Origin of the sequence: Lysinibacillus sp. FSL W7-1291 (assembly GCF_038593415.1) — a bacterium.
GTDB classification, from domain to species: Bacteria; Bacillota; Bacilli; order Bacillales_A; family Planococcaceae; genus Lysinibacillus; species Lysinibacillus fusiformis_D.
Map to the genome: position 1 here is coordinate 4,103,199 of NZ_CP151994.1, position 23,282 is coordinate 4,126,480.

At 37.3% G+C, this 23,282-nt stretch carries 21 protein-coding genes; 5 read left to right on the forward strand and 16 right to left on the reverse strand.

Annotation, left to right across the window (positions count from 1 at the left end):
* Nucleotides 1–348 precede the first annotated feature (348 nt).
* A complete protein-coding gene (locus NST76_RS19940) occupies nt 349–1,869 on the forward strand; it encodes a succinate CoA transferase (protein WP_036119187.1) in 1,521 nt (506 codons plus the stop codon).
* A 119-nt stretch (nt 1,870–1,988) separates the two neighbouring features.
* Nucleotides 1,989–3,131, forward strand: a complete 1,143-nt coding sequence (locus tag NST76_RS19945; protein ID WP_058844730.1) for an MFS transporter — start codon at nt 1,989–1,991, stop codon at nt 3,129–3,131.
* A 17-nt stretch (nt 3,132–3,148) separates the two neighbouring features.
* Here NST76_RS19945 and NST76_RS19950 read toward each other — a convergent pair whose 3' ends face one another.
* From NST76_RS19950 to NST76_RS20005, 12 genes are all read right to left on the reverse strand, one after another.
* Nucleotides 3,149–3,457, reverse strand: coding sequence for a hypothetical protein (locus NST76_RS19950; RefSeq protein ID WP_036119194.1), 309 nt, complete (start codon nt 3,455–3,457; stop codon nt 3,149–3,151).
* 496 nt (nt 3,458–3,953) lie between these two features.
* Nucleotides 3,954–4,235 (reverse strand): GNAT family N-acetyltransferase, encoded by a 282-nt coding sequence (locus tag NST76_RS19955; RefSeq protein ID WP_036119196.1) that lies wholly within the window; start codon nt 4,233–4,235, stop codon nt 3,954–3,956.
* Nucleotides 4,236–4,381: 146 nt separating this feature from the next.
* The gene (locus NST76_RS19960) at nt 4,382–5,296 is read right to left on the reverse strand and encodes a DUF1002 domain-containing protein (RefSeq protein WP_036119200.1); all 915 of its coding nucleotides are present in this window, start codon (nt 5,294–5,296) and stop codon (nt 4,382–4,384) included.
* 148 nt (nt 5,297–5,444) lie between these two features.
* On the reverse strand, nt 5,445–6,302 hold the full coding sequence (locus NST76_RS19965) for a S1-like domain-containing RNA-binding protein (RefSeq protein WP_036119203.1): 858 nt from the start codon (nt 6,300–6,302) through the stop codon (nt 5,445–5,447).
* A 29-nt stretch (nt 6,303–6,331) separates the two neighbouring features.
* Nucleotides 6,332–6,751 carry a transcriptional regulator MntR gene (gene mntR, locus NST76_RS19970; RefSeq protein ID WP_036119205.1) on the reverse strand — a complete coding sequence of 140 codons (420 nt, stop codon included), beginning with the start codon at nt 6,749–6,751 and terminating at the stop codon, nt 6,332–6,334.
* A 122-nt stretch (nt 6,752–6,873) separates the two neighbouring features.
* Nucleotides 6,874–7,176: a late competence development ComFB family protein gene (locus tag NST76_RS19975; RefSeq protein WP_036119208.1), complete on the reverse strand. Its 303-nt coding sequence runs from the start codon at nt 7,174–7,176 to the stop codon at nt 6,874–6,876.
* Between the two features lie 164 nt (nt 7,177–7,340).
* On the reverse strand, nt 7,341–9,464 hold the full coding sequence (locus NST76_RS19980; RefSeq protein WP_271911138.1) for a heavy metal translocating P-type ATPase: 2,124 nt from the start codon (nt 9,462–9,464) through the stop codon (nt 7,341–7,343).
* Nucleotides 9,445–9,816: a metalloregulator ArsR/SmtB family transcription factor gene (locus tag NST76_RS19985; RefSeq protein WP_036119214.1), complete on the reverse strand. Its 372-nt coding sequence runs from the start codon at nt 9,814–9,816 to the stop codon at nt 9,445–9,447. Before NST76_RS19985 ends, NST76_RS19980 begins: the two co-directional genes overlap by 20 nt.
* 151 nt (nt 9,817–9,967) lie before the next feature.
* A complete protein-coding gene (locus NST76_RS19990) occupies nt 9,968–12,337 on the reverse strand; it encodes a penicillin acylase family protein (protein ID WP_342544384.1) in 2,370 nt (789 codons plus the stop codon).
* A gap of 417 nt (nt 12,338–12,754) precedes the next feature.
* On the reverse strand, nt 12,755–13,510 hold the full coding sequence (locus NST76_RS19995; protein ID WP_342544385.1) for an exodeoxyribonuclease III: 756 nt from the start codon (nt 13,508–13,510) through the stop codon (nt 12,755–12,757).
* 52 nt (nt 13,511–13,562) lie between these two features.
* Nucleotides 13,563–14,477: a UDP-N-acetylmuramate dehydrogenase gene (gene murB, locus NST76_RS20000; protein WP_271911143.1), complete on the reverse strand. Its 915-nt coding sequence runs from the start codon at nt 14,475–14,477 to the stop codon at nt 13,563–13,565.
* A gap of 223 nt (nt 14,478–14,700) precedes the next feature.
* The gene (locus tag NST76_RS20005; protein WP_036119224.1) at nt 14,701–15,006 is read right to left on the reverse strand and encodes a helix-turn-helix domain-containing protein; all 306 of its coding nucleotides are present in this window, start codon (nt 15,004–15,006) and stop codon (nt 14,701–14,703) included.
* Between the two features lie 326 nt (nt 15,007–15,332).
* On the opposite strand from NST76_RS20005, the gene NST76_RS20010 reads away from it, so the two are divergent.
* Both NST76_RS20010 and NST76_RS20015 read left to right on the forward strand, forming a co-directional pair.
* Nucleotides 15,333–15,860 carry a YceI family protein gene (locus NST76_RS20010; RefSeq protein WP_036119238.1) on the forward strand — a complete coding sequence of 176 codons (528 nt, stop codon included), beginning with the start codon at nt 15,333–15,335 and terminating at the stop codon, nt 15,858–15,860.
* Nucleotides 15,861–15,896: 36 nt separating this feature from the next.
* A complete protein-coding gene (locus NST76_RS20015; RefSeq protein WP_101966900.1) occupies nt 15,897–16,268 on the forward strand; it encodes a DUF2500 domain-containing protein in 372 nt (123 codons plus the stop codon).
* A 25-nt stretch (nt 16,269–16,293) separates the two neighbouring features.
* Here the strand turns inward: NST76_RS20015 and NST76_RS20020 are convergent, their stop codons facing one another.
* The 3 genes from NST76_RS20020 to NST76_RS20030 all read right to left on the reverse strand — a co-directional run bounded on the left by NST76_RS20020 (nt 16,294) and on the right by NST76_RS20030 (nt 20,477).
* Nucleotides 16,294–18,654, reverse strand: coding sequence for a bifunctional 2',3'-cyclic-nucleotide 2'-phosphodiesterase/3'-nucleotidase (locus NST76_RS20020; protein WP_058844738.1), 2,361 nt, complete (start codon nt 18,652–18,654; stop codon nt 16,294–16,296).
* Nucleotides 18,655–18,958: 304 nt separating this feature from the next.
* Entirely contained in the window at nt 18,959–19,585 is a 627-nt protein-coding gene (locus NST76_RS20025; RefSeq protein WP_036119245.1) for an FMN-dependent NADH-azoreductase, read from the reverse strand.
* Between the two features lie 184 nt (nt 19,586–19,769).
* Nucleotides 19,770–20,477, reverse strand: coding sequence for a DsbA family oxidoreductase (locus tag NST76_RS20030; protein ID WP_036119248.1), 708 nt, complete (start codon nt 20,475–20,477; stop codon nt 19,770–19,772).
* Between the two features lie 123 nt (nt 20,478–20,600).
* On the opposite strand from NST76_RS20030, the gene NST76_RS20035 reads away from it, so the two are divergent.
* A complete protein-coding gene (locus tag NST76_RS20035; RefSeq protein ID WP_089934454.1) occupies nt 20,601–21,980 on the forward strand; it encodes an FAD-dependent oxidoreductase in 1,380 nt (459 codons plus the stop codon).
* Nucleotides 21,981–22,113: 133 nt separating this feature from the next.
* Here the strand turns inward: NST76_RS20035 and NST76_RS20040 are convergent, their stop codons facing one another.
* Nucleotides 22,114–23,040, reverse strand: a complete 927-nt coding sequence (locus NST76_RS20040) for a manganese-dependent inorganic pyrophosphatase (RefSeq protein ID WP_036128351.1) — start codon at nt 23,038–23,040, stop codon at nt 22,114–22,116.
* Nucleotides 23,041–23,282: the final 242 nt, after the last annotated feature.

Here is a 23,282-nt window from a genome sequence, read left to right on the forward strand (position 1 = left end):
GACAGACAGCGAGCAATTTTATGAATTGTTCGCTGTTCTTTTTTGCGTTAAAAGAGACCACTTCTCTCCCCTCCATTAACAATTTTGACACAGTTTTTAATGTAGAAATTTTCTAATTTTATACAACTCTACAATAAAACGTTTTCTCTGTCGAAAAATCATCTTAATGCTCGATTTTCCTTTTTTTACTCAATTTAATGCTAATTCTAAAGTTTTTGTGACAATTTGGTGATAGTATTATTCAAATGGTTGGAGTCATACTACAACTGAATAAACAGAAAATTCTCAAATGTTTTTTCTAGTTTTGTAATCGGTTTCCATCAAAATTATTTAGGGGAGGATTTTTTTATGGATGCAAATGTTCAAAAACGCCTAGGTTTAAAAGAACTTGAGAGTAAAATTGTTACTGCTGAAGAAGCAGCAGCACTTATTTCTAACGGTGATGTAGTTGGGATGAGCGGTTTTACTCGTGCTGGGGACGCAAAAGTTGTGCCAATGGCATTAGTTGAGCGCGCGAAAAATGAAGAATTCAAGATTGATGTATATACAGGTGCATCATTAGGACCAGAAGTAGATAAGTACTTAGCAGAAGCTGGTGCAATTCGTAAACGTGGACCATTCCAAGGGGACGCAGGTATCCGTAATTTAATTAATTCTGGAGATGTCTTATATGTAGATGCTCATCTTTCTCATAACGCTGAGCTAGTACGTCAAGGAATTATCGGGCCAATTAAATATCTAATTCTTGAAGCTGTTGCAATTACTGAAGATGGATTAATCATTCCAACAAACTCTGTAGGTAACTCACCAATTTTTGCAGAATATGCAGAAAATATTATTATCGAGTTAAACATTTCTCACCCAGAAGCTTTAATTGGTATCCACGATATTTATGTTCCAGGTGAACAAGGTAATCGTGAAGCAATTCCAATGACCAATGCTATGCAACGCATTGGTGAAATCGGTATCAAAGTTGATCCAGCTAAAATTAAAGCAATTGTTATTTCTGAAGAGCCAGATGCCCCTTCATTAATCGTTCCACCAGATGAAGAAACACAAACAATGGCTAACATTTTATTAAACTTCTTCAGTGATGAAATTAAAGCAGGTCGTCTAACAAAACAATTAATGCCTTTACAATCTGGTGTCGGTTCTGTAGCAAACGCTGTACTAGATGGTTTCGCAGATTCTGAATTCGAAGATCTCATTGTGGCATCAGAAGTACTGCAAGATGCAGTATTTAACCTGATTGATGCAGGCAAAGTTAAATTTGCTGCTGCTACTTCCATTACACTGACTGAGGAATTACAGAAGAAAGTATACGGCAATTTAGAAAAATATGCCGATAAAATTTGCTTACGTTCACAAGAAATTTCTAACCACCCAGAACTTATACGTCGTTTGGGACTAATCTCAATTAATACGGCTTTAGAGTTAGATATCTATGGTAACGTTAACTCTACACATGTATCTGGAACACGTATGATGAACGGTATCGGTGGTTCAGGAGACTTTGCACGTAACGCACGTCTTGGTATTTTTGTTACAAAATCATATGCAAAAGGTGGAGCTATTTCATCGATTGTGCCAATGGTTTCTCATGTTGACCACACTGAGCATGATGTGGATGTAATTGTAACAGAGCAAGGTATTGCTGACTTACGTGGTCTTGCACCAAAAGAGCGTGTACCTTTAATTATTGAAAACTGTGCACATCCAGATTACAAAGAACAATTATGGGATTACTACAACCGTGCAGTTGAGGCAACAGGTAACCACCAAACGCCTCATCTTTTAGAGGAAGCACTTTCTTGGCATGTAAATCTTGCTAAAAACAAAACAATGAAAAAAGAAGTTGTAAAAGCTTAATTTCTTAATTTTTGGACGTCTAATAAGTCAAAACTTATTGGGCGTCCTTTTGTATTGGAAATGTTATAATAGAACTACGAATCTAACTTACTATAATGTTCTATTTCATCGGAGGAGCTATGAAGAAATTTATCTATGTAATTATTTTCTTTTCGTTTTTCGACCTTTTTACCCAGCTTCCTGTTATGAGTACATATGCTGAATCTTTAGGAGCATCAGCATTTCTAACTGGTCTAGCAGTGGGTATGTATTCACTTTCCAATACATTTGGTAATATCATTTCAGGCTTTTTAACAGATCGTAAAGGACCTTTTATCATACTAATTGTTGGTCTTTTCACAACAGGTTTATCGTTAACACTATATAATTTAATAGAGGAGCCAATCGCACTATTAATTGTACGTTTTATCCATGGACTTGTTGCAGGCTTCATTGTTCCTGCTGCCTTCACATTTTTAGCAAATGCTACTGAGCAAGAAAAAAGAGGTAAGGGCAGTGCTATTTCTGGTGCATTTGTTGGTATTGCTGCCATTATAGGCCCTGCTTTTAGTGGTATTTTAGCAAGTCGAACAAGTGTCCCATTTGTTTTCAATATCACGGCAAGCTTTATGCTGCTATTAGGCATTCTTGCGTTCTTTCTACTGAAAGCAAACCAAGTAAAAAAAGAGAAAGCAGAACCGAATACATATATTCCGATAAGGGTCTTTTTTAAGAACACGGGAACATTAAAAGCCTTTTTAGGAGCCTTCTTCTTAATGTTTTCTCAAGGTGTCATTGCTTATCTACTTCCGCTCAAAGTCCAATCTTTAGGCTATGACTCTCGTTTAAGCGGTACTTTAATGAGCACATTTGGTATAATTGCTGTTCTTGTTTTTCTTTTACCAACGAACCGCATTTTTGATAAGGTTGATCCTCTGAAAACATTGTCTGTTGGTATAGGGTTAATGGGCATAAGTCAATTATTAATTAGTCAAGCTGATTCTAACACTTTACTTTATATAGCGATGGCTTGTTATGGCGTCGGTTTCGGTTTCCTATTCCCTTCAGTCAATTCCTTACTAATTGACTCTACAACTGCTGAAGTACGAGGAAAAGCGTATGGTTATTTTTATGCATTTTTCTCTCTTGGCGTCGTTTTAGGCTCTTCTTTATTAGGCTGGCTGTCACTTGGTACAATTAGCGGCTTTATATTTACTGGAATCGTCCTTTTGCTCTTTGCAGGAGCGATCCTTATTTCACACAAAGGACCTTCTCATGCTTAAATGAGAAGGTTTTGTTTTTATTTTTCTTTTTCTTGAATTTCTTCGTTATAGAAATGGACACCTGTATGTCCTCCACCCTCTGCTACCATTTCATTCGAAGCAATTTTAGTTGGAGATGTGCCCGCCTCTGTTGCTACCTCTGTTGAAACTCGTTCTGTAATTCTGTCATCCATATTAGGTCCAGATGTGAGATACGTTTCGAATTTAGCTTTCATACTATTAAACATCGTTAGTGCTTTATCACGATTCTCTTTTTTACTTAAGTAAGATGCTGCTAATCCCGCTAAACCTGCAAGGACAACACCTGTTCCTTTTCGTTTTGCCATGATCTATGACCTCCTAAAAATATAAAAACTAGCTCTGTAATATAGTTTTTCCCTATTCTTAGAAGAATAAACATTATTTTTTTATAACTTCTAGCATATATATAAATGTAAGACTTATACTTGCTTTTTTATCTAGTAATGATACTGCTATTCAATACAATTCGTCTCGTTTTTATTGCAGACAATCACACTCCATCTCCTACCAAAACTCACTTGAAAACCTTCTATTTTTTCATTCAACATAATTTTGTAACTATTTATGATTATAAAAGGCAAGTAAAGGGAATTAATGAATTAATACTAAAAATAGGAGAGTGGTTAGGATGAAAGAATTCGATTTAGCTTATGATTGGATAGATATGGCTGCATTACTAGGTGGAGCTAGCTTCTTAACGGTATTAATTTATAGTGTCACTCTACTGTAAGGAGCTGCTTACATGATTTGCTCTAGCAATTAAAAGGCAATCCGCTTAATCAAAAGCAGATTGCCTTATTTTTATTGTTTCACGTCATTATATGCATCTGATTTTTCAAATGCGGCTACAACATAGGAACAAACGGCCTCCATTTTATAACCCTTTTCACGTGCATACGATGCTGCTTGATCGAGTAATTGTTTGGCCACACCTTGACCACGGAGCTTATCTGATACATATGTGTGATCCATTACCATCACTGAGCCATTTTGCTGCCAAGTAATTTCTGCGAGTTTCTCCCCTTCTTGCTCATTCAAAAATGCATATTGATTTTCCGCTAGTTGCTGTAATTGGAATTCCATTTCTCACCACTCCTTTTTTTCATAGTACCATAGCTTTTTATATTTTCACAAAATTTGTGTACTCTTTGTGTTATGCAAAAAAAATCTGAACACCCACTCTAGCATACTGAGTAGGTATTACAGATTTTTTTAACGACTATAACACTTTAGTTAAACCATGAAGAAATGGTATCTTTTAGATTTGCAAAGAAACTTTTCACACTTTCCCAGAAACCTTTATCTTCCATTAGTGAGCCGAATTTTTCTTGGATTGTGTTACTAATATCATTTAACTGTTCAGACCATTTACTAAAATCAATGTCTAGCTTACTGATTTTATTCATTAAATCTACTAGCAATTGACGGTCCTTTTCACTTAAATTAATTTCAAGTTTGTTTAATTGCTCTTGTACAATCTTTTCTACTTCTTCACGTGTTGCTGGCTTCAATTCCGCAATTTGCTTTTTAATTTCTGTCAGTAATTCTGCAACCTTAGCATCATCTACCCCTGCAGATTCTGCAATAGATGTAGCCACTGATAATTCTTCGTTGGCAACATCGGTACGCTCAATATCAAGCGTTTCGCCTGTTGTAACCTCATATGCCTTGTAAATACCTACTAGCGCTGAATGTCCCGTAACAGCTTTTGGCGCAGCTACTTGTACCGTTGCATCTTGAATTCCTGCCGTAAGCATCGCATTCGCGTACATTTCAGAAGTTACCTGCGTAATATTAGATGGCGTTACAATCTCTATAACTAAACCTTTCCCCGTATCTCTACGTGTAATTTTCGCAGAAGAATACATACGAGAGCTTGAATTACTATCTTTAATGTATTTTACTAGATCCTCACCAGACACAGTAATTTCTTCGATTTCAGGTTCTTCACTTACTTTTAATGATTTTTTGACGGATTCTTTTTCAGCCTCAGATAAATTTGCTCCATATACGACGATAGGTACGCCCAATTTTTCATCAATTGCTTTTGGAGGCGTATTATCAGATGCAAACCCTGTTGCTGGTGCCATCACTCCAAATACCAACATTGTAGCTGTTAGTATTTTAATCCATGTTTTTTTCAAATCGTGTGACCCCTTTCGCTAAAACATCTATTAGCCTGTATAATGTATGCCACTATACAATTATTAGTACGAAAAAAAGACGAGAAGGTTTCAGATGTCTCTCGTCACTTTTTCTGTGGTAATGCAATTCTAGCAAGTGAATTTTCCACTAAACTTCTTCAGTCCAACCGTCTTGTTGCTTTATTTTACCAGCCTTCATGAGTGTTCCTAGTGCACGTTTAAATGCCCCTTTACTCATATTGAACATTTCTTGAACCTCTTCAGGGGATGATTTATCACCAAATGGCATTTTGCCGCCCACATCTTGTAGATAAGTCAATATTTGCTGTGCATCATTTGAAAGTCGTTCATGCTTTCTTGGTAAAAGGGAGCCATTCATCGAACCATCCTCTTTTACGTCGATAATCCGTACAACTACATCTTGCCCTAATCGAGGCTCTGCATTGCGCTCTGATTCATGAACAAAAATACGGTAAGGCGCTTCTACCCCTAGTAAAAATGTGCCAACTGGTAACAAACGATATGGACGTGCCTGAATGTTTTTATTGTGCATATCTTCTAGTGCACCTTCATATAGTTCTGTCACTTTTTCTTCCGTTGCCAAACGTCCAAATAAATCACCATTTCGATCCGTGCGCAATGTCATAAATACATGGTCACCTGGTTCTGGCCACAACTCTTTTACTGCTGGTAAATCCTCTGCTCTTACTAAAACCTCACGAGATGTACCAATATCTACAAAAGCACCTTCACGTTCAACCACTTTCAAGACACGAGCCCAGCCATATTCTCCTTGAGTAAAAGCTGGAATAGCCGTTGTAGCAGCCAAATCACCACGACGATCTACAAATAAAAATACTTCAAGGCGATCACCTACTGCTAGTGGCTCTGTTACCTCTGAAGCATTTAAAGGGAGTTCTTCCACTCCATTTGTTAAAATCCATTTCGATGCTTGTTGCTCTAATACCGTTAATGTAACAACTTCACCTGATTGTAATGCGTTCATATTGTCTTCCTTTCCTTCACACCATCATTTTAAAGATTATGCTGTGTCTTAGATGCCTCTAATTTTTTCACGATGTCTGGATTCTCTTCCATTACTTGCACAAGATCTGCAATACGATCGATTGAATTCCAACTTAAATGATGTTCAATTCCCTCAACATCATCATAAATACGCTCTTCATCCACACCAATCATTCGTAAAAACTGCTCGAGCAATTCATGGCGCTGCACAAGACGCTTGCCAAGCTTTTCTCCTTTAGGCGTCAATGTCAGTCCACGGTATTTTTCATAAACTAAATAACCATCTTTATCTAATTTTTGAACCATTTTTGTAACAGAAGAAGGAAGTACAGATAATGCTTCAGCAATGTCAGACACACGCGCATATCCTTTGTTGGCGATTAATAAATATATTTGTTCGATATGGTCTTCCATACTAGGTGTTGGCATATCCTTTTCCCTCTCTTTCCTTTTCTTACTCTCTAGTTTACTACAAGCTTGGCTTAAAAGTTAACTGAAAATACATATGTCAGAAAAACACTTCTTCTCCAACTTAAAAAGAGCCTCTTCTATTAAGAAGTAGGCTCTACTTTGTGTCGAGGATACTTATTTACCACATGTAACGCATGAATAATCTCTTTGTTGATGCGCTCAATACTTTCAGGAGTATTCATTTCTTTAAATGCCTCATCTCTGGCTTCCATAGATGTAACATACTTACTTGGCAATGCATTTAGTGTAAGTGCCACCGTGTCGAATTCACAGATTTCGCATTTACAAAATGTTTGATATTCTGGTCCTCGTAGTAAAAAGCTTACTAAACCACGCACAATCTCTTCTGTAACATTTACTAAAATAGGATCTGACATATTCAAACTTTCGCCTCATTTATATTTAATTGTTACATTACTCCTGAAACTATAATAGCCTTTTAAAAATGCTTTTTCAAGAATCCCTAGTAGCATCTATTCGCATAAAATTCATAGCGTTAGCGTGAGATTAATTTCCTATCTTATTTTACAGAACTACACCTTACATACTACTTTTTTGCTCTAATTAGTCTTAAAGAATTAAATACAACTAATAGCGTAGCACCCATATCCGCAAAAATTGCTATCCATAATGTCAGCCATCCTGGAATGACAAGCAACAACGCAATTAATTTTAAAACTAGGGCAAATATAATATTCTCTTTAATGATGCGTAATGTTTTTCTGCTCAAGCCAATGGTATACGGAAGTTTGGTTAGATCGTCACCCATTAAGGCAATATCCGCCGTCTCAAGAGCTGCATCTGTTCCTGCTCCACCCATGGCAATTCCTACATTTGCAGTTGCTAATGCTGGTGCATCGTTTACCCCGTCCCCAACCATCGCTACAGCACCAAATTGTGCACGTAAATCCTTAATCGCCATTAATTTTTCCTCTGGTAATAAACCAGCGCGCACATCTGTCATCTTTAATGAAGTAGCAATAGCTTGTGCTGTGGGTTCTGCATCACCTGTTAACATCACCATATGCTTTACTTTCAAGGCATTTAATTTTTGTAATACGTCCTTACTTTCATGGCGCAATTGATCAGCAATTCCAATAAGCCCAATAAATTGGCTATTCGAAACAGCTGCTATTACTGTTTTACCCTGTTCTTGCAATTTTTTAACTTGATTTTCAATTTTTTTATCTACAGTAGTTAATGTCACTATCCATTTCATACTGCCTACATAAATAATCTGATTGTCTACTGTAGCATACGCACCCTTACCTGTTACTGATTGGAAATCTGTTGGTACTAACTCTGGTAAATTTTTATCATGTGATTTTTTTAAAATAGCTTTAGCCAAAGGATGCTGAGACTGCTTTTCTACTGCTGCCACTAGTTGTAATACATAGTCCTCTGAGCAATTATCTGTTGTCACAATATCCGTTACTGCTGGTTGTCCCTCAGTTAATGTACCTGTTTTATCAAAGGCTACAGCTTCAATATGTCCTAATTGTTCTAAATGAACACCGCCTTTAATAAGTACACCTTGCCTTGCAGCATTCCCAATTGCCGTTACAATGGCAACTGGTGTAGAGACAACAAGTGCACAAGGACATCCTACAACTAAAACAGCTAAACCTTGGTAAATCCAGTGCTGCCAGTCACCTACTAATAATGGTGGAATAACAGCTACTAGAAAAGCAATAATCATGATGGCTGGTGTGTAATATTTTGCAAAGCGATCAACAAATTGCTGAGAAGGTGCTTTTTCTGCCTGTGCTTCTTCTACCAGATGAATAATTTTGGCAATGGTTGTGTCTTCCACACGCTTTGTCACACGTACTTCGAGCGCACCCTCTTCATTAAGAGTCCCAGCAAATACTTCATCATTTACTGTTTTATTAACAGGAATCGATTCACCCGTAATGGCTGCTTGGTTGACTGCAGACAACCCGCTAATCACAATCCCATCCATTGCAATCTTTTGCCCTGGCTTGACAATTAAAATATCACCTATCTCAATGTCTTCTGTTGGTAGTTCCATCTCATGGAAGTGTTCTCCGTGAGCTCTTTTAATAATAGCTGTTGGTGGAGCTATATCCATTAACTGACGGATGGACTGACGAGCTTTATCCATTGAATACGCTTCAAGCGCCTCACTCACAGCGAATAAAAAGACGACAACAGCCGCTTCTTCCCATTCGCCAATAATAGCAGCGCCAATAATGGCAATCGTCATAAGCGTTTTCATATCAAATTCAAAGCGCGCTAGATTTCGGAAGCCTATTTTAAAAATGCCAACTCCACCCACAAGGATCGCTAATATGAACATCGCTATCGGTAGCGGATGTGATTCCTCTAGCATACTAACAAATAGATAACCTAAAATAACAAAAAGCAAAGATATACCAGCTAGAACATTCTCTTTTTTACGGTAAAAAGGGGTAGCATTGTCAAGTGTTCTTGCTGCTGATTGGGTAACCTTAATGCCATCAAAGGCACCTGCTTCTTCAATTTGATCGACACTAATAGGGCCGATTACAGTAATTTTAGAAGCGCCAAAATTAACTTGTGCATCCTGTACAGCAGGTATAGCCTTTACATTCTTCTCAAATTTCGCCGCACAGCTGGCGCAGGATAGATTTTGTAGCCTGTATTCTTGTTTAGTTGGTGTCGCTGCCATTGGCAATCCCCTCTTTCGCATGTTCATAGGCAATTGTTACAATTTGGTATATATGCTCATCTGCTAAAGAATAATACATTTGCTTTCCTATACGGTGTGATCTGGCTAAATTATTTTCTTTTAAATATCGTAAATGATGGGATGCTGTCGCTACTGATGACCCAATAATAGTTGCAACATCACAAACACATAATTCATCTTCTACTGTTAAGGCATAGGCAATTTTAAGTCTTGTTTCATCAGATAATGCTTTTAAAAATTTTGCTACACCTGACAAATCAGGCATTTGTTGTTGTACCTTCGTGACCGCTTCTTCATGTACATGCGTCACCTCACATATTTCTTTTGGCATTTTCTCACCTCATTCAAATATTCGTTTGATTGTAATCAATATAACATATTATTCCATCATATTCAAACGAATATTTGAATGTTAATGATCTATATCATTGTAATTTTTAATAAAAAAAGTTAGCGCACTTATTATGTACGCTAACCTTTTATTACTGTGCCTTTAATTGTAATGTTTTTCCTTTTATATCTTCTTGTTTCACAAACGTTTGATGATAATCACCATTCGCCCAATCAAGCACTTGATCCTGGTACCAATCAGACTTTACGTGCCCGCTCTGACCAGGACCAACAATATGATAGGCTGAGCTTAAATCCCCTACATCTACCACAAAACGCCAAGATGCACCATGATTTACATTACCAGCTAAATCATTATCTGCTGCTTGTACAGTAACCTTCGATCCCCCGATTGGAACCTTTTCAGCATTAAAGTAAGCGGCAAGAATTGGTGAGGCACTACCCAATGTATGATCAAACGTAAGCTGATGGTAATCACCCCATTGCCACTTCGCTGCATTTTTGCCGAATTGATCTTGTAATTGTGCAATAGTCAGCTCGAATGCCTTATAAACTGTCTCATCCACACCACCCTGCTCCTCAATCCAAATGCTTTTCTCTCCTGCATACGCTGTACGTAAGAGTTGGTCTGTAATATTAAACTTCCCATACATGATGTCATACATATCTTCAGGCATTTGATCCTTAAACAACACTTCCTGTAACTTAATCATAAGTGTATGGAAGACAAGGGGGGCACCTGATTCCTTTGCATCTACCATATCCCAATCCTCTAACATAGCAATAATCTCTGTGTACTGACCATCCTGCTCTTTCGCTTTTATAGATGTTAATAAATCGGGTAGAAACTCTCTTGCATAAAGATTATGCTGATCCATTTGCAAATCCATCATATCTTCTACTGTAATTCCATCATTTGCCTCTAGCACTTCTTTAATTCTCTCGAAACGATAAGGCTGCGCCCAGAAATCCGTGATGTGATAAGGATAGTCCTCTCCAATGACTTGGTTATTCGCCGTTGCAATAAAGCCTTCCTTTGGATTCACTACAGTCGGTAGTTTATCCCAAGGAATAAAATCTTCCCAGCCATAGTCACTAGAATCACCTGGCACTGGTAATTGTCCATCACCTTGCTTACGAATAGGTATTTGACCATTAGCTTTATAGGCAATTGTGCCATCCTTTGAGGCAAAAACAAAGTTTTGAGCTGGTGCCTTAAAATCTTCTAATGCTTTTTCAAAGTCCTCCCAAGATTTTGCCTTATTAAACCCAAGCACCGCTCTCAATTCCGCTGTAGGTTGAAGCGCTGTCCATTGCATCGAAAATTGTGCTGTGGGCTCAGTATCCTTAAAAGCTAAATCTGTCATAATAGGGCCGTGACGCGTGACAACGACGTCAAAATCTACCGTTTCACCATCCTTCACCTTGATTGGCTCATCACGTACCTCCGCTTGCTCCCACTGACCATCATAGCGGAATTGTGTTGGGTCATCCGGATTTGGTATTTCAATATATAGATCCTGTACATCAGGCCCCACATTCGTAACACCCCAGGCAATTTCATCATTATGACCTAAAATAATACCTGGAATTCCTGCAAAAATAACACCACTGACATTTTGTTGTGGGGATTGTAGGTGCATTTGATACCAAATAGAAGGTGTACTTAATCCTAAATGTGGGTCATCTGCTAAAATCGGTTTTCCAGATTTCGTTTTATCCCCAGAAACAACCCAGTTATTACTACCATTAAATTCATTTGGTAATAAATCTGCACTAAACTGCCCTGCCACTGCTACAGGAGTTTGGATATTGGCCTCGATAATGGACGAAGCATTTTCAGGATATTTAATAAATAATTCCTTCGCCTTTGCTTCATCAAAGTTTTGTAATGCCCAGTGACGGAAGGCTAATGTATTCCAATTTCCGCCCAAATCATAAGCCATATATTTACCTATCGTTAAGGAATCAACAACCGTCCATTCCTCAGGTTCATAGCCTAACAAAGCAAATTCATAGCTTAAGGTATTGTTTTCCTTCGCCTGTGCAATAAAAGCATTTACCCCTTCAGCATACCATTCTAGTACTTGCTTACTTTCTTCATCATAAGCTGCTAATGATTTCTCCGCCGCATCACGTAAACTGAACGTACGGAAGTGCTTGTCCGTATTAATGGTTGCTTCCCCAATAATTTCAGATAATCGACCACTTGCCTGTCTTCGTGCTAAATCCATTTGAAACAGTCGATCTTGCGCTTGGACATAACCTTGTGCACGATACAGATCGGCATCTGTTTCAGCCAAAATATGCGGAACCCCTTTATCATCCCTTGTGACCGTCACATCCTGATCCAGAATACTAACAACTAACTCACCATCAATTACTGGCTTGGATTTATTCATAAACCATGTAAACCCAATAAAAGTCACAACAGCCAAAGCAGCTAATACCCCAGCAAAAACAATGAGCCACTTTTTCCACCTAAACTTTCTCTTTCCCACTGCATAACCCCCTCTTTGCACTATATTCACGTTTTACCTTCCCAAACCCGTTTTAACGAGCAAATTTTTTAGCGAATTTCCGTATGTTATGTATAAAAAATCTTCTTTAAATACAAAATTTTATATCAATTCGCTATTAAAATAGTATAAACAATAAGAATTTTGAAGGCTACTGAACCGTTTTGAAAAATCATATTTTCCTATAGAGGAAGATATGACTTTATGTGAGAAGGTTATCTTGTGTTGGTTTCATTAGATTTTGGCTTACGGTCTCCTATTTTATGAGCACTTCGATGCTACCCTTTAGTGGTTCCCTCAACGCTTTGCTTTCACTTTTGAGCGAAGCAACCCCTATTAATTTTCTAGAACAACCATAAAAAAATCGTATTTTCTCCATGAAAATACGATTTCTTAGCACTAGACATGTAATTGTAATTCAATTGGGCAGTGATCGCTGCCCATAATGTGTGGGTGGATTGTTGCAATATCAATTTGATTCTTTAATAGATCAGAAACAACAAAGTAATCAATACGCCAACCAATATTGCGTTCACGTACTTTATTCATATAGGACCACCATGTGTAATGGTCAGTTTCATCAGGATACTTATAGCGAAAAGAATCTACAAAACCACTTGCTAATAACTCTGAGAATTTCGCTCGCTCTTCATATGTAAATCCTGAATTTCCTATATTAGACTTTGCATTTTTTAAATCAATTTCAGTGTGTGCAACATTTAGGTCACCACAATAGACTACGGGCTTCTTACTATTCAGTTTTTGTAGATAGCTTGCTAAACGGTCCTCCCAATCTAAGCGGAGAGGTAATCTGGCTAAATCGCGCTGTGCATTCGGAGTATAGACATTCACTAAATAGAAGTTTTCATATTCTAATGTAATAATTCTACCTTCATCCTGAGTGTCTTCCTCCCCCACTCCATACTTAACAGACAACGGGGTATGCTTAGTGAATATAGCGGTTCCTGAATACCCTTTCTTCTGTGCATAATTCCAATACTGCTCATATCCTTCAAGAGCAAGCTCTACTTGTCCAGCCTGACATTTTGTTTCTTGGATACAAAAGAAATCTGCTTCCATTTGATGAAAGAATTCTAAAAAGCCTTTACCTAAGCATGCTCGTATTCCATTAACATTCCATGATATAAATTTCATTTCATCCTCACTCCTAAAAAAACGCCCTTCGACTTAAACGAAGGGCGTGATATTATAGATCGTCACCAACAATTTTAACTTCTGTCTCTAATTCAACACCAAATTTTTCCTTCACGACGCGTTGGACCATTCGGATTGTTTCAATATAGTCAGTAGCAGTGGCATTACCTTTATTGACAATAAAACCTGCATGCTTGGTAGAGACTTCTGCATCACCTACACCTTGGCCTTGCAAGCCACTATCTTGAATAAGTTTACCTGCAAAATGACCTGGTGGGCGTTTGAAGACACTTCCAGCAGATGGGTATTCTAAAGGCTGCTTTGATTCACGTTGGAACGTTAAATCAGCAATCTTCGCATCAATTTCTTCTTGCACCCCTACCGCCAATTGAAATTCAGAGGATAACACATAATAGCCTTTTTTGGCAATTATGCTTTGTCGATAGCCGAGCTCAAGCTCTTCTTTGGATAATATTAAAATGTTTCCTTCTCTCGTTAACACCTTAGATGAAACGATAATATCCTTAATCTCACCGCCATAAGCACCTGCATTCATAGCCATTGCTCCGCCAATTGATCCAGGAATACCACAAGCAAATTCGAAACCAGTTAAAGAGGCTTGCGCTGATAGCTTCGATACATCTTTGATTAGTGCACCACTTTGTGCGTAAACATGCTCACCATTAATACGAATCTCATCCAGACTTGAGAATGTTACAACGATTCCTCTATGACCGCCATCACGAACAACCATATTTGAGCCGTTGCCTAACATTAATAAAGGAATATTATTTATATATGCATAGCGAATAACTGATGCTGCCTCTTCTTCTGTTTCAGGAAGAACAAAAACATCTGCTTTGCCACCTAATTTTGTCATTGTATATTGCTGTAAAGATTCATCTAACTTAATATTGGCAGGATTAATATTTTTTGCTAAATCCTTCGCCCATTGTTCTTTTGTCATGAGAGCTAATTCCTTTCTAACGTCCTTCTTACTCTACACCAGTATGGATTTAGAACCCCAATTTGACAAGTAAAATGAAGGGTATTTTTATCTCATATTATATGACAGGTAAGACCTGTGCAGAGATGATGAATATTATAAAGAAAGTTGACAGTCATTCCAAGTGTCGTTTTTGGCACAATATTAAAACCAGTTTATTTACTAGTAGAACAATCTGTTCATGTTAGAGCCAACTACTTGCCCATGTTTCTATATTGCGGATAGCGCCTTCTAATGCTCGACCTTTATCTGTTAAAGAATACTCTACGCGTACAGGAACTTCGGAATATACTTTGCGTTCAACAAGCCCTTCTTTCTCAAGTTCCTTTAAGCGTTCTGATAATAAGCGCCCACTGACAGGTAAGGCAGACTCGATTTCATTAAAACGCTGTGGTCCATCTAGTAATTGATATAATATTAACCCCGTCCATCGTTTTCCGATTAAATCCATTGCTTTTGCTAAACGAGGACATAAAGTTGTCTCATTCATAATTTTTCACCTCTATGTAACTATTGTAACGATTAATGTAGTAAATGTAAATTTGAAGTAACTTATTTACATAAAATAATCAATTAACTTTTTTATATTTAATTACTAAAAGTAACTTTAATCTCATTTTTTTCAATTTATAGAGGGAATTTTTTAGATCACCTGCTAACAATAAAATGCCCATCTTTATAAGAATATGACTAACATGCTCACAGATTACACTTTTATAAAAGTGTCTACATTTCCACATTTATGAAAAACTCATTGAATAAGCAAATTATTTACTTTATCATTCGTTGTAGAATGCTGTTTTAGGGGGTTTTCAAATGAAAAAATACACTATTGATTTCAGTCATTCAACAATTGGCTTTTCTGTGCGACATATGATGATTTCCCGTATTCACGGAACATTCGAAGCGTACAATGCTGAGATAGTTGCAGCAGATATTGAACAAATGCAGAAGGCAAACATTTCATTTACTATTGCCGTGGCTAGTGTCTCTACCAAAAATCATGATCGTGATGTCCATCTCGTTTCTCCCGATTTTTTTGATGCAGACGTCTATCCAAAAATCATATTTACTTCTACATACATTGATCAACTTCATGAAAGAAAATTTGCAATTCATGGGGATTTAACTATCAAAAACATAACAAGGCCCATTGTATTTACAACAGTATATACAGGAAAAGGTGTCAATCCATGGGCACAAGAAGTATTTGGCTTTCAAGCAAAGACACAAATTGATCGTCGCGATTTTAATCTAGTCTATAATACGTTTCTAGAAACAGGCGGCGTTTTAATCAGTGATGAAATAGATATTGTTGTTGATCTAGAGTTAAATCTTCTGTAAGAATCACCTCAACACCAAAGGAAAGGAGTAATTTAGATGCTCTGGTTTGACGATCAATTTTTATTTGGTTCCGTTTTTATAACGATTATCTTTTTCATTGTTTTCGGCAGCATTGCCTTCATAGTTGTGAAAGGCATTATCAGCTGGTCTAAAAACAACAGTTCTCCCATTTTAACGGTACCCGCTAAGGTTGTGACAAAACGTACAAATATACGTGGAGGCTCTAATAATACTGGAGCATCTACGTCCTATTATGTAACGTTTGAAGAACTAAACGGAGAGCGTCATGAACTAAAAATGAATGGGCACGACTATGGACTGCTAGTAGACGGGGATTTCGGCATTTTAACTTATCAGGGCACACGGTACCATTCATTTAACAGACATAAAAAGGAGAGTAGCGATTAAATCGTACCCTCCTTTTCATAAACCGTTATTTAATTAAATATTTAGCGAATCCAGCTTCTGTTTCTGCTAAATATTCGATGCTACTACCTGCAGGAATGAACTTTTGTGCATCTTTTGCAGATAGGTAAATAACCTTTGTATTAGCTGGGAACGGCACAAATGACCAGTTATTATCCGCAGCAGGATTAATTGTTTTATTCGCCATAATATAATCAACTACAGCTTGGCGATTTTCATACGCATAGTTAGTAATATTAGAGCCATCAGCATTTTTAAATGTTGCCCCATATGATCCACCAACACGATAATTGTTTGTAATGATGATGAATTCTTGTTTTAGATCGATTGGCTTACCATTATATTGTACATTTTTAATACGGTTTGCCTTCTCATCAACAAGGATACCACGGCGATCATATTTTGCTGGTGATGATACATCAATTTGATACGTTAAGCCATCCAACACGTCAAAATTATAAGAACGTGCTTCTGAATCGATAATATTTTGCTCTTCTGTTTTATTCGAATCAATTGTTGCAAAAATACCCGCAGCCATTTCTAACCATTCAATTGCTTGAGCACCTGTCACTTTAATAGTAGCAACAGTATTATCATAATGATAGATGTCCGCCATATTTTTAATGGCAAGTGGTCCCACAGGAATGTTTGTGTAATCTAGTGGGTTATTTCGAGAGCCTGCTTTGAAAGGTGCTCCAGCAGAAAGAAGAGGTGTCTTTTCATCAGCAGTACCTTTTAACTCCTGTTCAATAAACCATTTTTGTGCTTGTGTTACGATTTGAATAGAAGGATCATCTTGTACCATTGAGAAATAGCTATGGATTGGTGCAGTTGTTTCTCCAACAGGCTGACGGATATATGTTAATGTACCTTCATGTGCTTCTTTAATAGCCTTTAGCACTGTTGCAGATGGTTTTAAGCCTTCTTGCTTAATTGATTGCAATGAACCTTTACCGTCTACCACTACCCACTCTGATCCTTGTTGTTCCAATTTTAAATCAATGACACCAAGGTGACTACCATAGCTACCCGCCATAACAGTCGGTACACCGTGAATCGTACCCTTTTCTTGATCTACATCTTTCAAGTCCTTATAGTCACCAGGGAATGTTAAATGAGAATGCCCTGTAATTAAAGCATCGATGCCTTCAATTTCTGCTAGTTGGTAACCAACATTTTCAGCACCCTTCACATAAGTGTCCCCACCAATACCTGAATGCGAAAGAACAACAATTACATCTGCACCAGCTTTCTGCATGTCTGGTACTACCTCTTTTACTGCTTCAACAGGCTCCTGCATTTCCACTTTACCTGCTAAATGAATGGCATCCCATTCAACAATCTTTGTTGGAACGATTCCCGTTACACCAACTTTTAGTGTATGCTTTTTACCTGAGCTATCGACCACTTCTTTATCAAGAATGACATACGGTGTATACATACGCTTTTTCGTTTTTGCATCGTAAGTATTAGCATTTACGACTGGATATTTAGCATCGTTTAATACTTCATCTAAAAAGTCTAGGCCATAGTTGAATTCATGGTTTCCTAAAGTTCCACCATCATATTTTAATGCATTAAGTGCTGCGATAGCTGGATGCACTTCCCCTGGCTTTAATACACTTTCTAACGCTTTATAAGAGCCAAGTGGTGTACCTTGAATTAAATCCCCATTATCGAATAACAATGTATTTGGATTTTTAGCGCGCGCTTGTTCAATTAATGTAGCCGTATTAGCTAAACCAACCTCCGTTGAGGGAGCATCTAAATAGTAATTATAATTAGCTAAATTTGTATGGATATCTGTTGTCCCTAAAATCTGAAGGTCTACTGATGCTCCAGCTGAAGGTGCTTTATATTCTGCTACAAAGCGCTCCACAATACTTTCCATTTGCTCCTTCGTCACATAATCACGAGGGCGAATGGTATTATCCTCAAATGCTTGCAAAATGTTTGCAGCAACTGCGTTAGCTAAATCTTGTTTATATGCCTCTGCAATTTGGTCTGCATCTTTAAATTGCTCTAAAATAGAAAGGGAAGCGTTTTCACTAACTAGTCCACGAGCAGATATAACAAATGCTTGTTGACGTGTTAGTTTATCGTTTGGTCCAAATGTAGTTGCTGTTTTACCTTTAATAAGTTTTAATTCCACAGCCTTTTCTACATAAGGTGCTAAATCCTTAGAGACATCGGTAAAGGCAAGAGAAGAACCATCACCTATCTCTACATCTAAGCTCTTTACTAGTTCTTTTACATAATCTGCACGTGTTACATCATTGGAAGCAGCATCTGCAGAAAATCCAAATGGTATAAACGCGAATAGAACGAGTAACATTGCCAAGAAATTAGTTATTAATTTCTTATTCATACAACAACCTCCTTAATAATCTAGTATTTTCCTACAAATCCTATTATATTAAACTAATTCTATTTTTTACTGAATAAATAGTCCTGATTATATGTATTTTTAAAAGAATGGTTAATTACTTTTCTCCAAAATCATAGATTATTATCATTTTAATTCTTGCGTCGCAAACAGGATGTTAGTAAATGTAAATTCTAAATAATTAATTAATATCAATATATCCGACCTCCATACCACACCATACATCTGTTCACAAAATAAAAAAAATCCTCCCGAATTTGAGAGGACTTTTATTAAAAAATATTTTTTATGCATTCACAGTTTGAAGTGATTGAGCTACTTTTTTCACTTCTTCTAGGCCATTTGCAATAATTTCTTGTGCTTTATCAGGTGAAGCATTGTGACCTTCAATAATAACTTCTTCGATAATTTCCATACCGAATACGCCACCTGCTACATTTTTAATGTAATTTACTGACATTTCCATTGGTTGTGCTTCTGGTGATGAGTAGTAGCCACCACGAGCATTTAAAATGATTGCTTTTTTGTCAGTCATTAAGCTAATTAATTGACCATTTTCACCATACTTGAATGTAAATCCAGCTTGGTATACATAGTCGATAAATGTTTGTAAAGGTGCTGGAATTGTTAGGTTCCAAAGTGGGAATGCAAATACAACGATATCAGCTGCAGTTAATGCGTCCATTGCTTTTTGTTTTGCAGCTAAAAGACGTGATTCGATGTCTGTTAGCTCACCGCCATTTTGAACTTTACCAAATGCATTGAAAAGGTCTTGTCCAAAATAAGGCATATCTTCAGCAAATACGTCAAAAGTTGTAACGTTGAGGCCTTGTACATTCTCCATGAATGTATCATACATTTTTGTTGAAATACCGTCTGGACGGTTGTTAGCTTTTACTACTAAAACGTTCATTATATAAATTCTCCCTTAAACATCATAATCTAATATCTCGAATTCAAGATATATATCAATCTTAAAAAATTTCACCTAAAATGTCAACGTTACTTTCCTCAGACTTTTGACTGAAATATTATGTTAAGATTCTTTCATTCATCTAACAAGAGGGGGTATAAAGCTTTACTCCCCTCTGTGTAAACTACAATTTACAGTTATCATCTGTACATACACCCTCATCATCAGAGCCAGCCATCTTTAACTTTGGTTGCAAACCCTCTTCCTCAGCAACTTTACGTAGTGTATCTTCAAATACCTCCTGTGGCTGAGCACCTGAAATACCATATTTACGATTTAAGACAAAAAATGGTACCCCACGAACACCAAGTTGTAGACCTTCTTGAATATCTACTTCTACTTCGTTTTTATAATCGTCACTTGCAAGAACCTTTGCAACCGCTTCACGCTGTAGCCCTACTTGCTCAGCTATCTCTAATAAAATGTCTTCTTGGCCAATACGCTTTCCTTCAATAAAATGGCTGTGTAAAAGTAATTCCACAAGTGCTGTAACATCTCCCTGTTGTTCAGCCCATTTCACAAGTCGGTGTGCTTTTAGCGTATTTTCTTCCATCAAATTGCTAAAGTCGTAGTTTAAGCCCACTTCTTTTGCACGTGCCGTTACGCCCAATGTCATTTCCTTAGCCTTTTCTAAAGACATTCCATATTTCTTGGCTAATGATTCATATACAGTACTAGTTGATTCTACTGGTGTAGTTGGATCTAATTGATAGCTTTTATAAACAAACTCCACTTGCCCTCCAAAGCCAGTATCTTCAATCGCTTTCTCTAATTGCTTTTTACCAATATAACAAAATGGACATACATAGTCAGACCAAATTTCAATTTTCATTACACTCACTCCTTTTGCTTCATTGTAGCGATAGAACAAATCACAAGGCAATATTTATGCTTCACTGCATAAATTTTCAAGCCCTTCTACATACTGAACATAAAAACAATGTGAGGTTTCAATATGACACAATCTCTGTGGCTCGCATCAACCGAGTCAGTCTCGCTAGCTTCTCTTACTTCCTCAACAACTTGTGATGTATGTATTATCGGTGGGGGCTTAACAGGTTTGTATACAGCCTATACTTTAGCAAAAGCAGGTGTGGATGTAGTTCTACTTGAGGCGAATACCCATTTTGGTCACGGAACGACAGGGCATTCCACAGGAAAATTAACAGCACAGCATAGTATTGTCTATGCGAATCTGTTAGAAAAACTATCTATAGAAGAGGCGCAGCTTTATTATCAGCTCAACCAACAAGCCATCGAGAAAGCTAGGCAATTACTTCCGACACACAGTGTTCGATCAGTGGACTCACTGTTGTACTGTCAAACAAAAGAAGGCTATGCACAATTATTAAAAGAATGGAATGCCTATAAGGTTTTAAATATTAAATCTAAAATTACCTCTGAGACAGAGCTACCGTTTCCTATCACAAAAGCATTATGTATGTCACAGCAAGCTCAAATAAATCCTTTAGAGGTGAGTAATTTCCTTGTCAAAGAGGCACAGGCAATGGGGGCAAGACTTTACAGCAATACTCGTGTTCAGCAATTAAACATATCACAAAATAACTTACATACCGAAAAAAATATGTCGGTTCAATACAATAAGCTTATTTTGTGTTCGCATTATCCCATTGAGGCGTTTAAAGGACTCAAACTTTTTAAACTGTCCAATAGTCGCTCTTATATGATTGCTAGTAAGATTTCCGAAACGATGCAGGGGCAATATCTATCCGTTGATTTCCCTTCCCGTTCGATTCGGACTGCCACGATAGACAAGGAACATTATTTAGTAATGGGTGGAGCGAATCATATAGCTGGCGAAACCGTTCATACGGAGCCGTATTATGAAGCGATTTCCAATGAAATGAAGGAACACTTTGAACAACAGCCACTTTATCGATGGTCAGCTCAAGATATTGAAACACCTGACATTGTTCCTTACGTTGGAAGAATTACAAACTCCTTACCTAATGTACTGATTGCTACTGGCTACCGTAAATGGGGGATTTCCAATTCCTTTGTCGCTGGTGACATCTTGTCCACCCTGATTACAGGCGCACAGAGTGAGGATGGTGCCATTGCCCTTTATTCACCGTCACGTACAAAATTCGGCGCGCAATTCATGCAGATGCTTAAAGTAGGGGGCTTTGTTGCAAAGGAATATATAGCTGGTTATATGAAGAACGCCAAAGCACCGACTTGCACCCATTTAGGCTGTAAAACGAAATGGAATGAAGCAGATGAGACATGGGATTGTCCTTGCCACGGTTCACGCTTTAACGCTAAGGGTGAGGTACTTGAAGGCCCAGCAGTACAACCATTAAAACTCGATTAATATGAAAGCTGGATAATTTTCGAATGAACTAAGCAATTTAAACAGAAACCCCGAACTATTACGAAACATTAATGAACATTTCGTAGTTCGGGGTTTTCTTTGGCTAAAATTCTTTTGTCCCAGCCTCTGCCTATTATTTTAGTGCTTCCGTTAATACTGGTACAATTTGTTTTTTACGAGAAACAACACCTGGTAGTACAACACGGTTGTTAATGAGTTCCGCACCGAATCCTTTTGCTGCCGCTTCTGCTACTTGTCCAATTGCAACAGCAGTTGAATCATTATTTAAAATGTCTGTCACAACGAAGAAGAATAAATCTAAGCCGTTTTCTGCAACGTTTTTATTTAATAGGATTTCTAGTTCTTCTTGACGATTAAGTACATCATTAATATCAACTGCATTAACTTGGGCTACAACTGATTTGTACTCACCAAATTGGAATTCTTTCGCATCTAATGATAAAAGATCTTCTAGTGATTTATCAGATAGGTCAGCCCCTGCTTTTAGCATAGCTAATCCATAGTCTGCAACGTCCACACCTGCAATTTTTGCTAGCTCTTCACCAGCTTTTACGTCTTGCTCTGTACAAGTTGGTGATTTAAAAAGTAATGTATCAGAAACAATTGCTGATAACATTAAGCCAGCAATATTAGCTGGTATTGCTACACCATTTTCCTTAAAGATTTTGTTTAGAATTGTTGCTGTACAACCTACTGGCTCAGCACGATAGTATAGTGGATCTGCTGTTTGGAAGTTTGCAATACGATGGTGGTCGATTACCTCTGTAATTTGTACTTCCTCAATACCATCCGCTGATTGTTGGAATTCATTGTGGTCAACAAGAATTACCTTGTCCGCTTCCCCTACTACAGAAGAAATTAAACGAGGTGCTTCAAAACCAAATTTATCTAATGCAAACTGAGTTTCATTATTAATATCTCCAAGACGTACTGCCTCAGCTTCTTCACCAATTTGGTGTTTTAAATAGGCATATACAATAGCAGACGTGATTGTGTCTGTGTCTGGGTTTTTATGTCCAAAAACTAATACTTTACTCATTCAATCAATTCCTCCTAAAATAGCACTTACATTTGTATTTTATTTTATCATATCTTATAGCCTAATAAGTGATAAAGTGTAACTTTGAATCAACGAAGCCTCATCAAACTCACTCGAAAATTTGCTCCTAAAAGCATTTGCTGAATCCAGATAAAATCTTACTGCCTATCATTTATTATATAAAAGAATAATTAATCTTTAAATACATACTTTGCAAATAAGATATATATTATAACTACCTT

Excerpts from the sequence above, each read along its gene's own strand:
- NST76_RS19940 (WP_036119187.1), top strand. The coding sequence starts at position 349 with ATGGATGCAAATGTTCAAAAACGCCTAGGTTTAAAAGAACTTGAGAGT.
- NST76_RS19945 (WP_058844730.1), top strand. The coding sequence starts at position 1,989 with ATGAAGAAATTTATCTATGTAATTATTTTCTTTTCGTTTTTCGACCTT.
- NST76_RS19950 (WP_036119194.1), bottom strand. The coding sequence starts at position 3,457 with ATGGCAAAACGAAAAGGAACAGGTGTTGTCCTTGCAGGTTTAGCGGGA.
- NST76_RS19955 (WP_036119196.1), bottom strand. The coding sequence starts at position 4,235 with ATGGAATTCCAATTACAGCAACTAGCGGAAAATCAATATGCATTTTTG.
- NST76_RS19965 (WP_036119203.1), bottom strand. The coding sequence starts at position 6,302 with ATGAACGCATTACAATCAGGTGAAGTTGTTACATTAACGGTATTAGAG.
- mntR (WP_036119205.1), bottom strand. The coding sequence starts at position 6,751 with ATGCCAACACCTAGTATGGAAGACCATATCGAACAAATATATTTATTA.
- NST76_RS19980 (WP_271911138.1), bottom strand. The coding sequence starts at position 9,464 with ATGGCAGCGACACCAACTAAACAAGAATACAGGCTACAAAATCTATCC.
- NST76_RS19985 (WP_036119214.1), bottom strand. The coding sequence starts at position 9,816 with ATGCCAAAAGAAATATGTGAGGTGACGCATGTACATGAAGAAGCGGTC.
- NST76_RS19995 (WP_342544385.1), bottom strand. The coding sequence starts at position 13,510 with ATGAAATTTATATCATGGAATGTTAATGGAATACGAGCATGCTTAGGT.
- murB (WP_271911143.1), bottom strand. The coding sequence starts at position 14,477 with ATGACAAAAGAACAATGGGCGAAGGATTTAGCAAAAAATATTAATCCT.
- NST76_RS20005 (WP_036119224.1), bottom strand. The coding sequence starts at position 15,006 with ATGAATGAGACAACTTTATGTCCTCGTTTAGCAAAAGCAATGGATTTA.
- NST76_RS20010 (WP_036119238.1), top strand. The coding sequence starts at position 15,333 with ATGAAAAAATACACTATTGATTTCAGTCATTCAACAATTGGCTTTTCT.
- NST76_RS20015 (WP_101966900.1), top strand. The coding sequence starts at position 15,897 with ATGCTCTGGTTTGACGATCAATTTTTATTTGGTTCCGTTTTTATAACG.
- NST76_RS20020 (WP_058844738.1), bottom strand. The coding sequence starts at position 18,654 with ATGAATAAGAAATTAATAACTAATTTCTTGGCAATGTTACTCGTTCTA.
- NST76_RS20025 (WP_036119245.1), bottom strand. The coding sequence starts at position 19,585 with ATGAACGTTTTAGTAGTAAAAGCTAACAACCGTCCAGACGGTATTTCA.
- NST76_RS20030 (WP_036119248.1), bottom strand. The coding sequence starts at position 20,477 with ATGAAAATTGAAATTTGGTCTGACTATGTATGTCCATTTTGTTATATT.
- NST76_RS20035 (WP_089934454.1), top strand. The coding sequence starts at position 20,601 with ATGACACAATCTCTGTGGCTCGCATCAACCGAGTCAGTCTCGCTAGCT.
- NST76_RS20040 (WP_036128351.1), bottom strand. The coding sequence starts at position 23,040 with ATGAGTAAAGTATTAGTTTTTGGACATAAAAACCCAGACACAGACACA.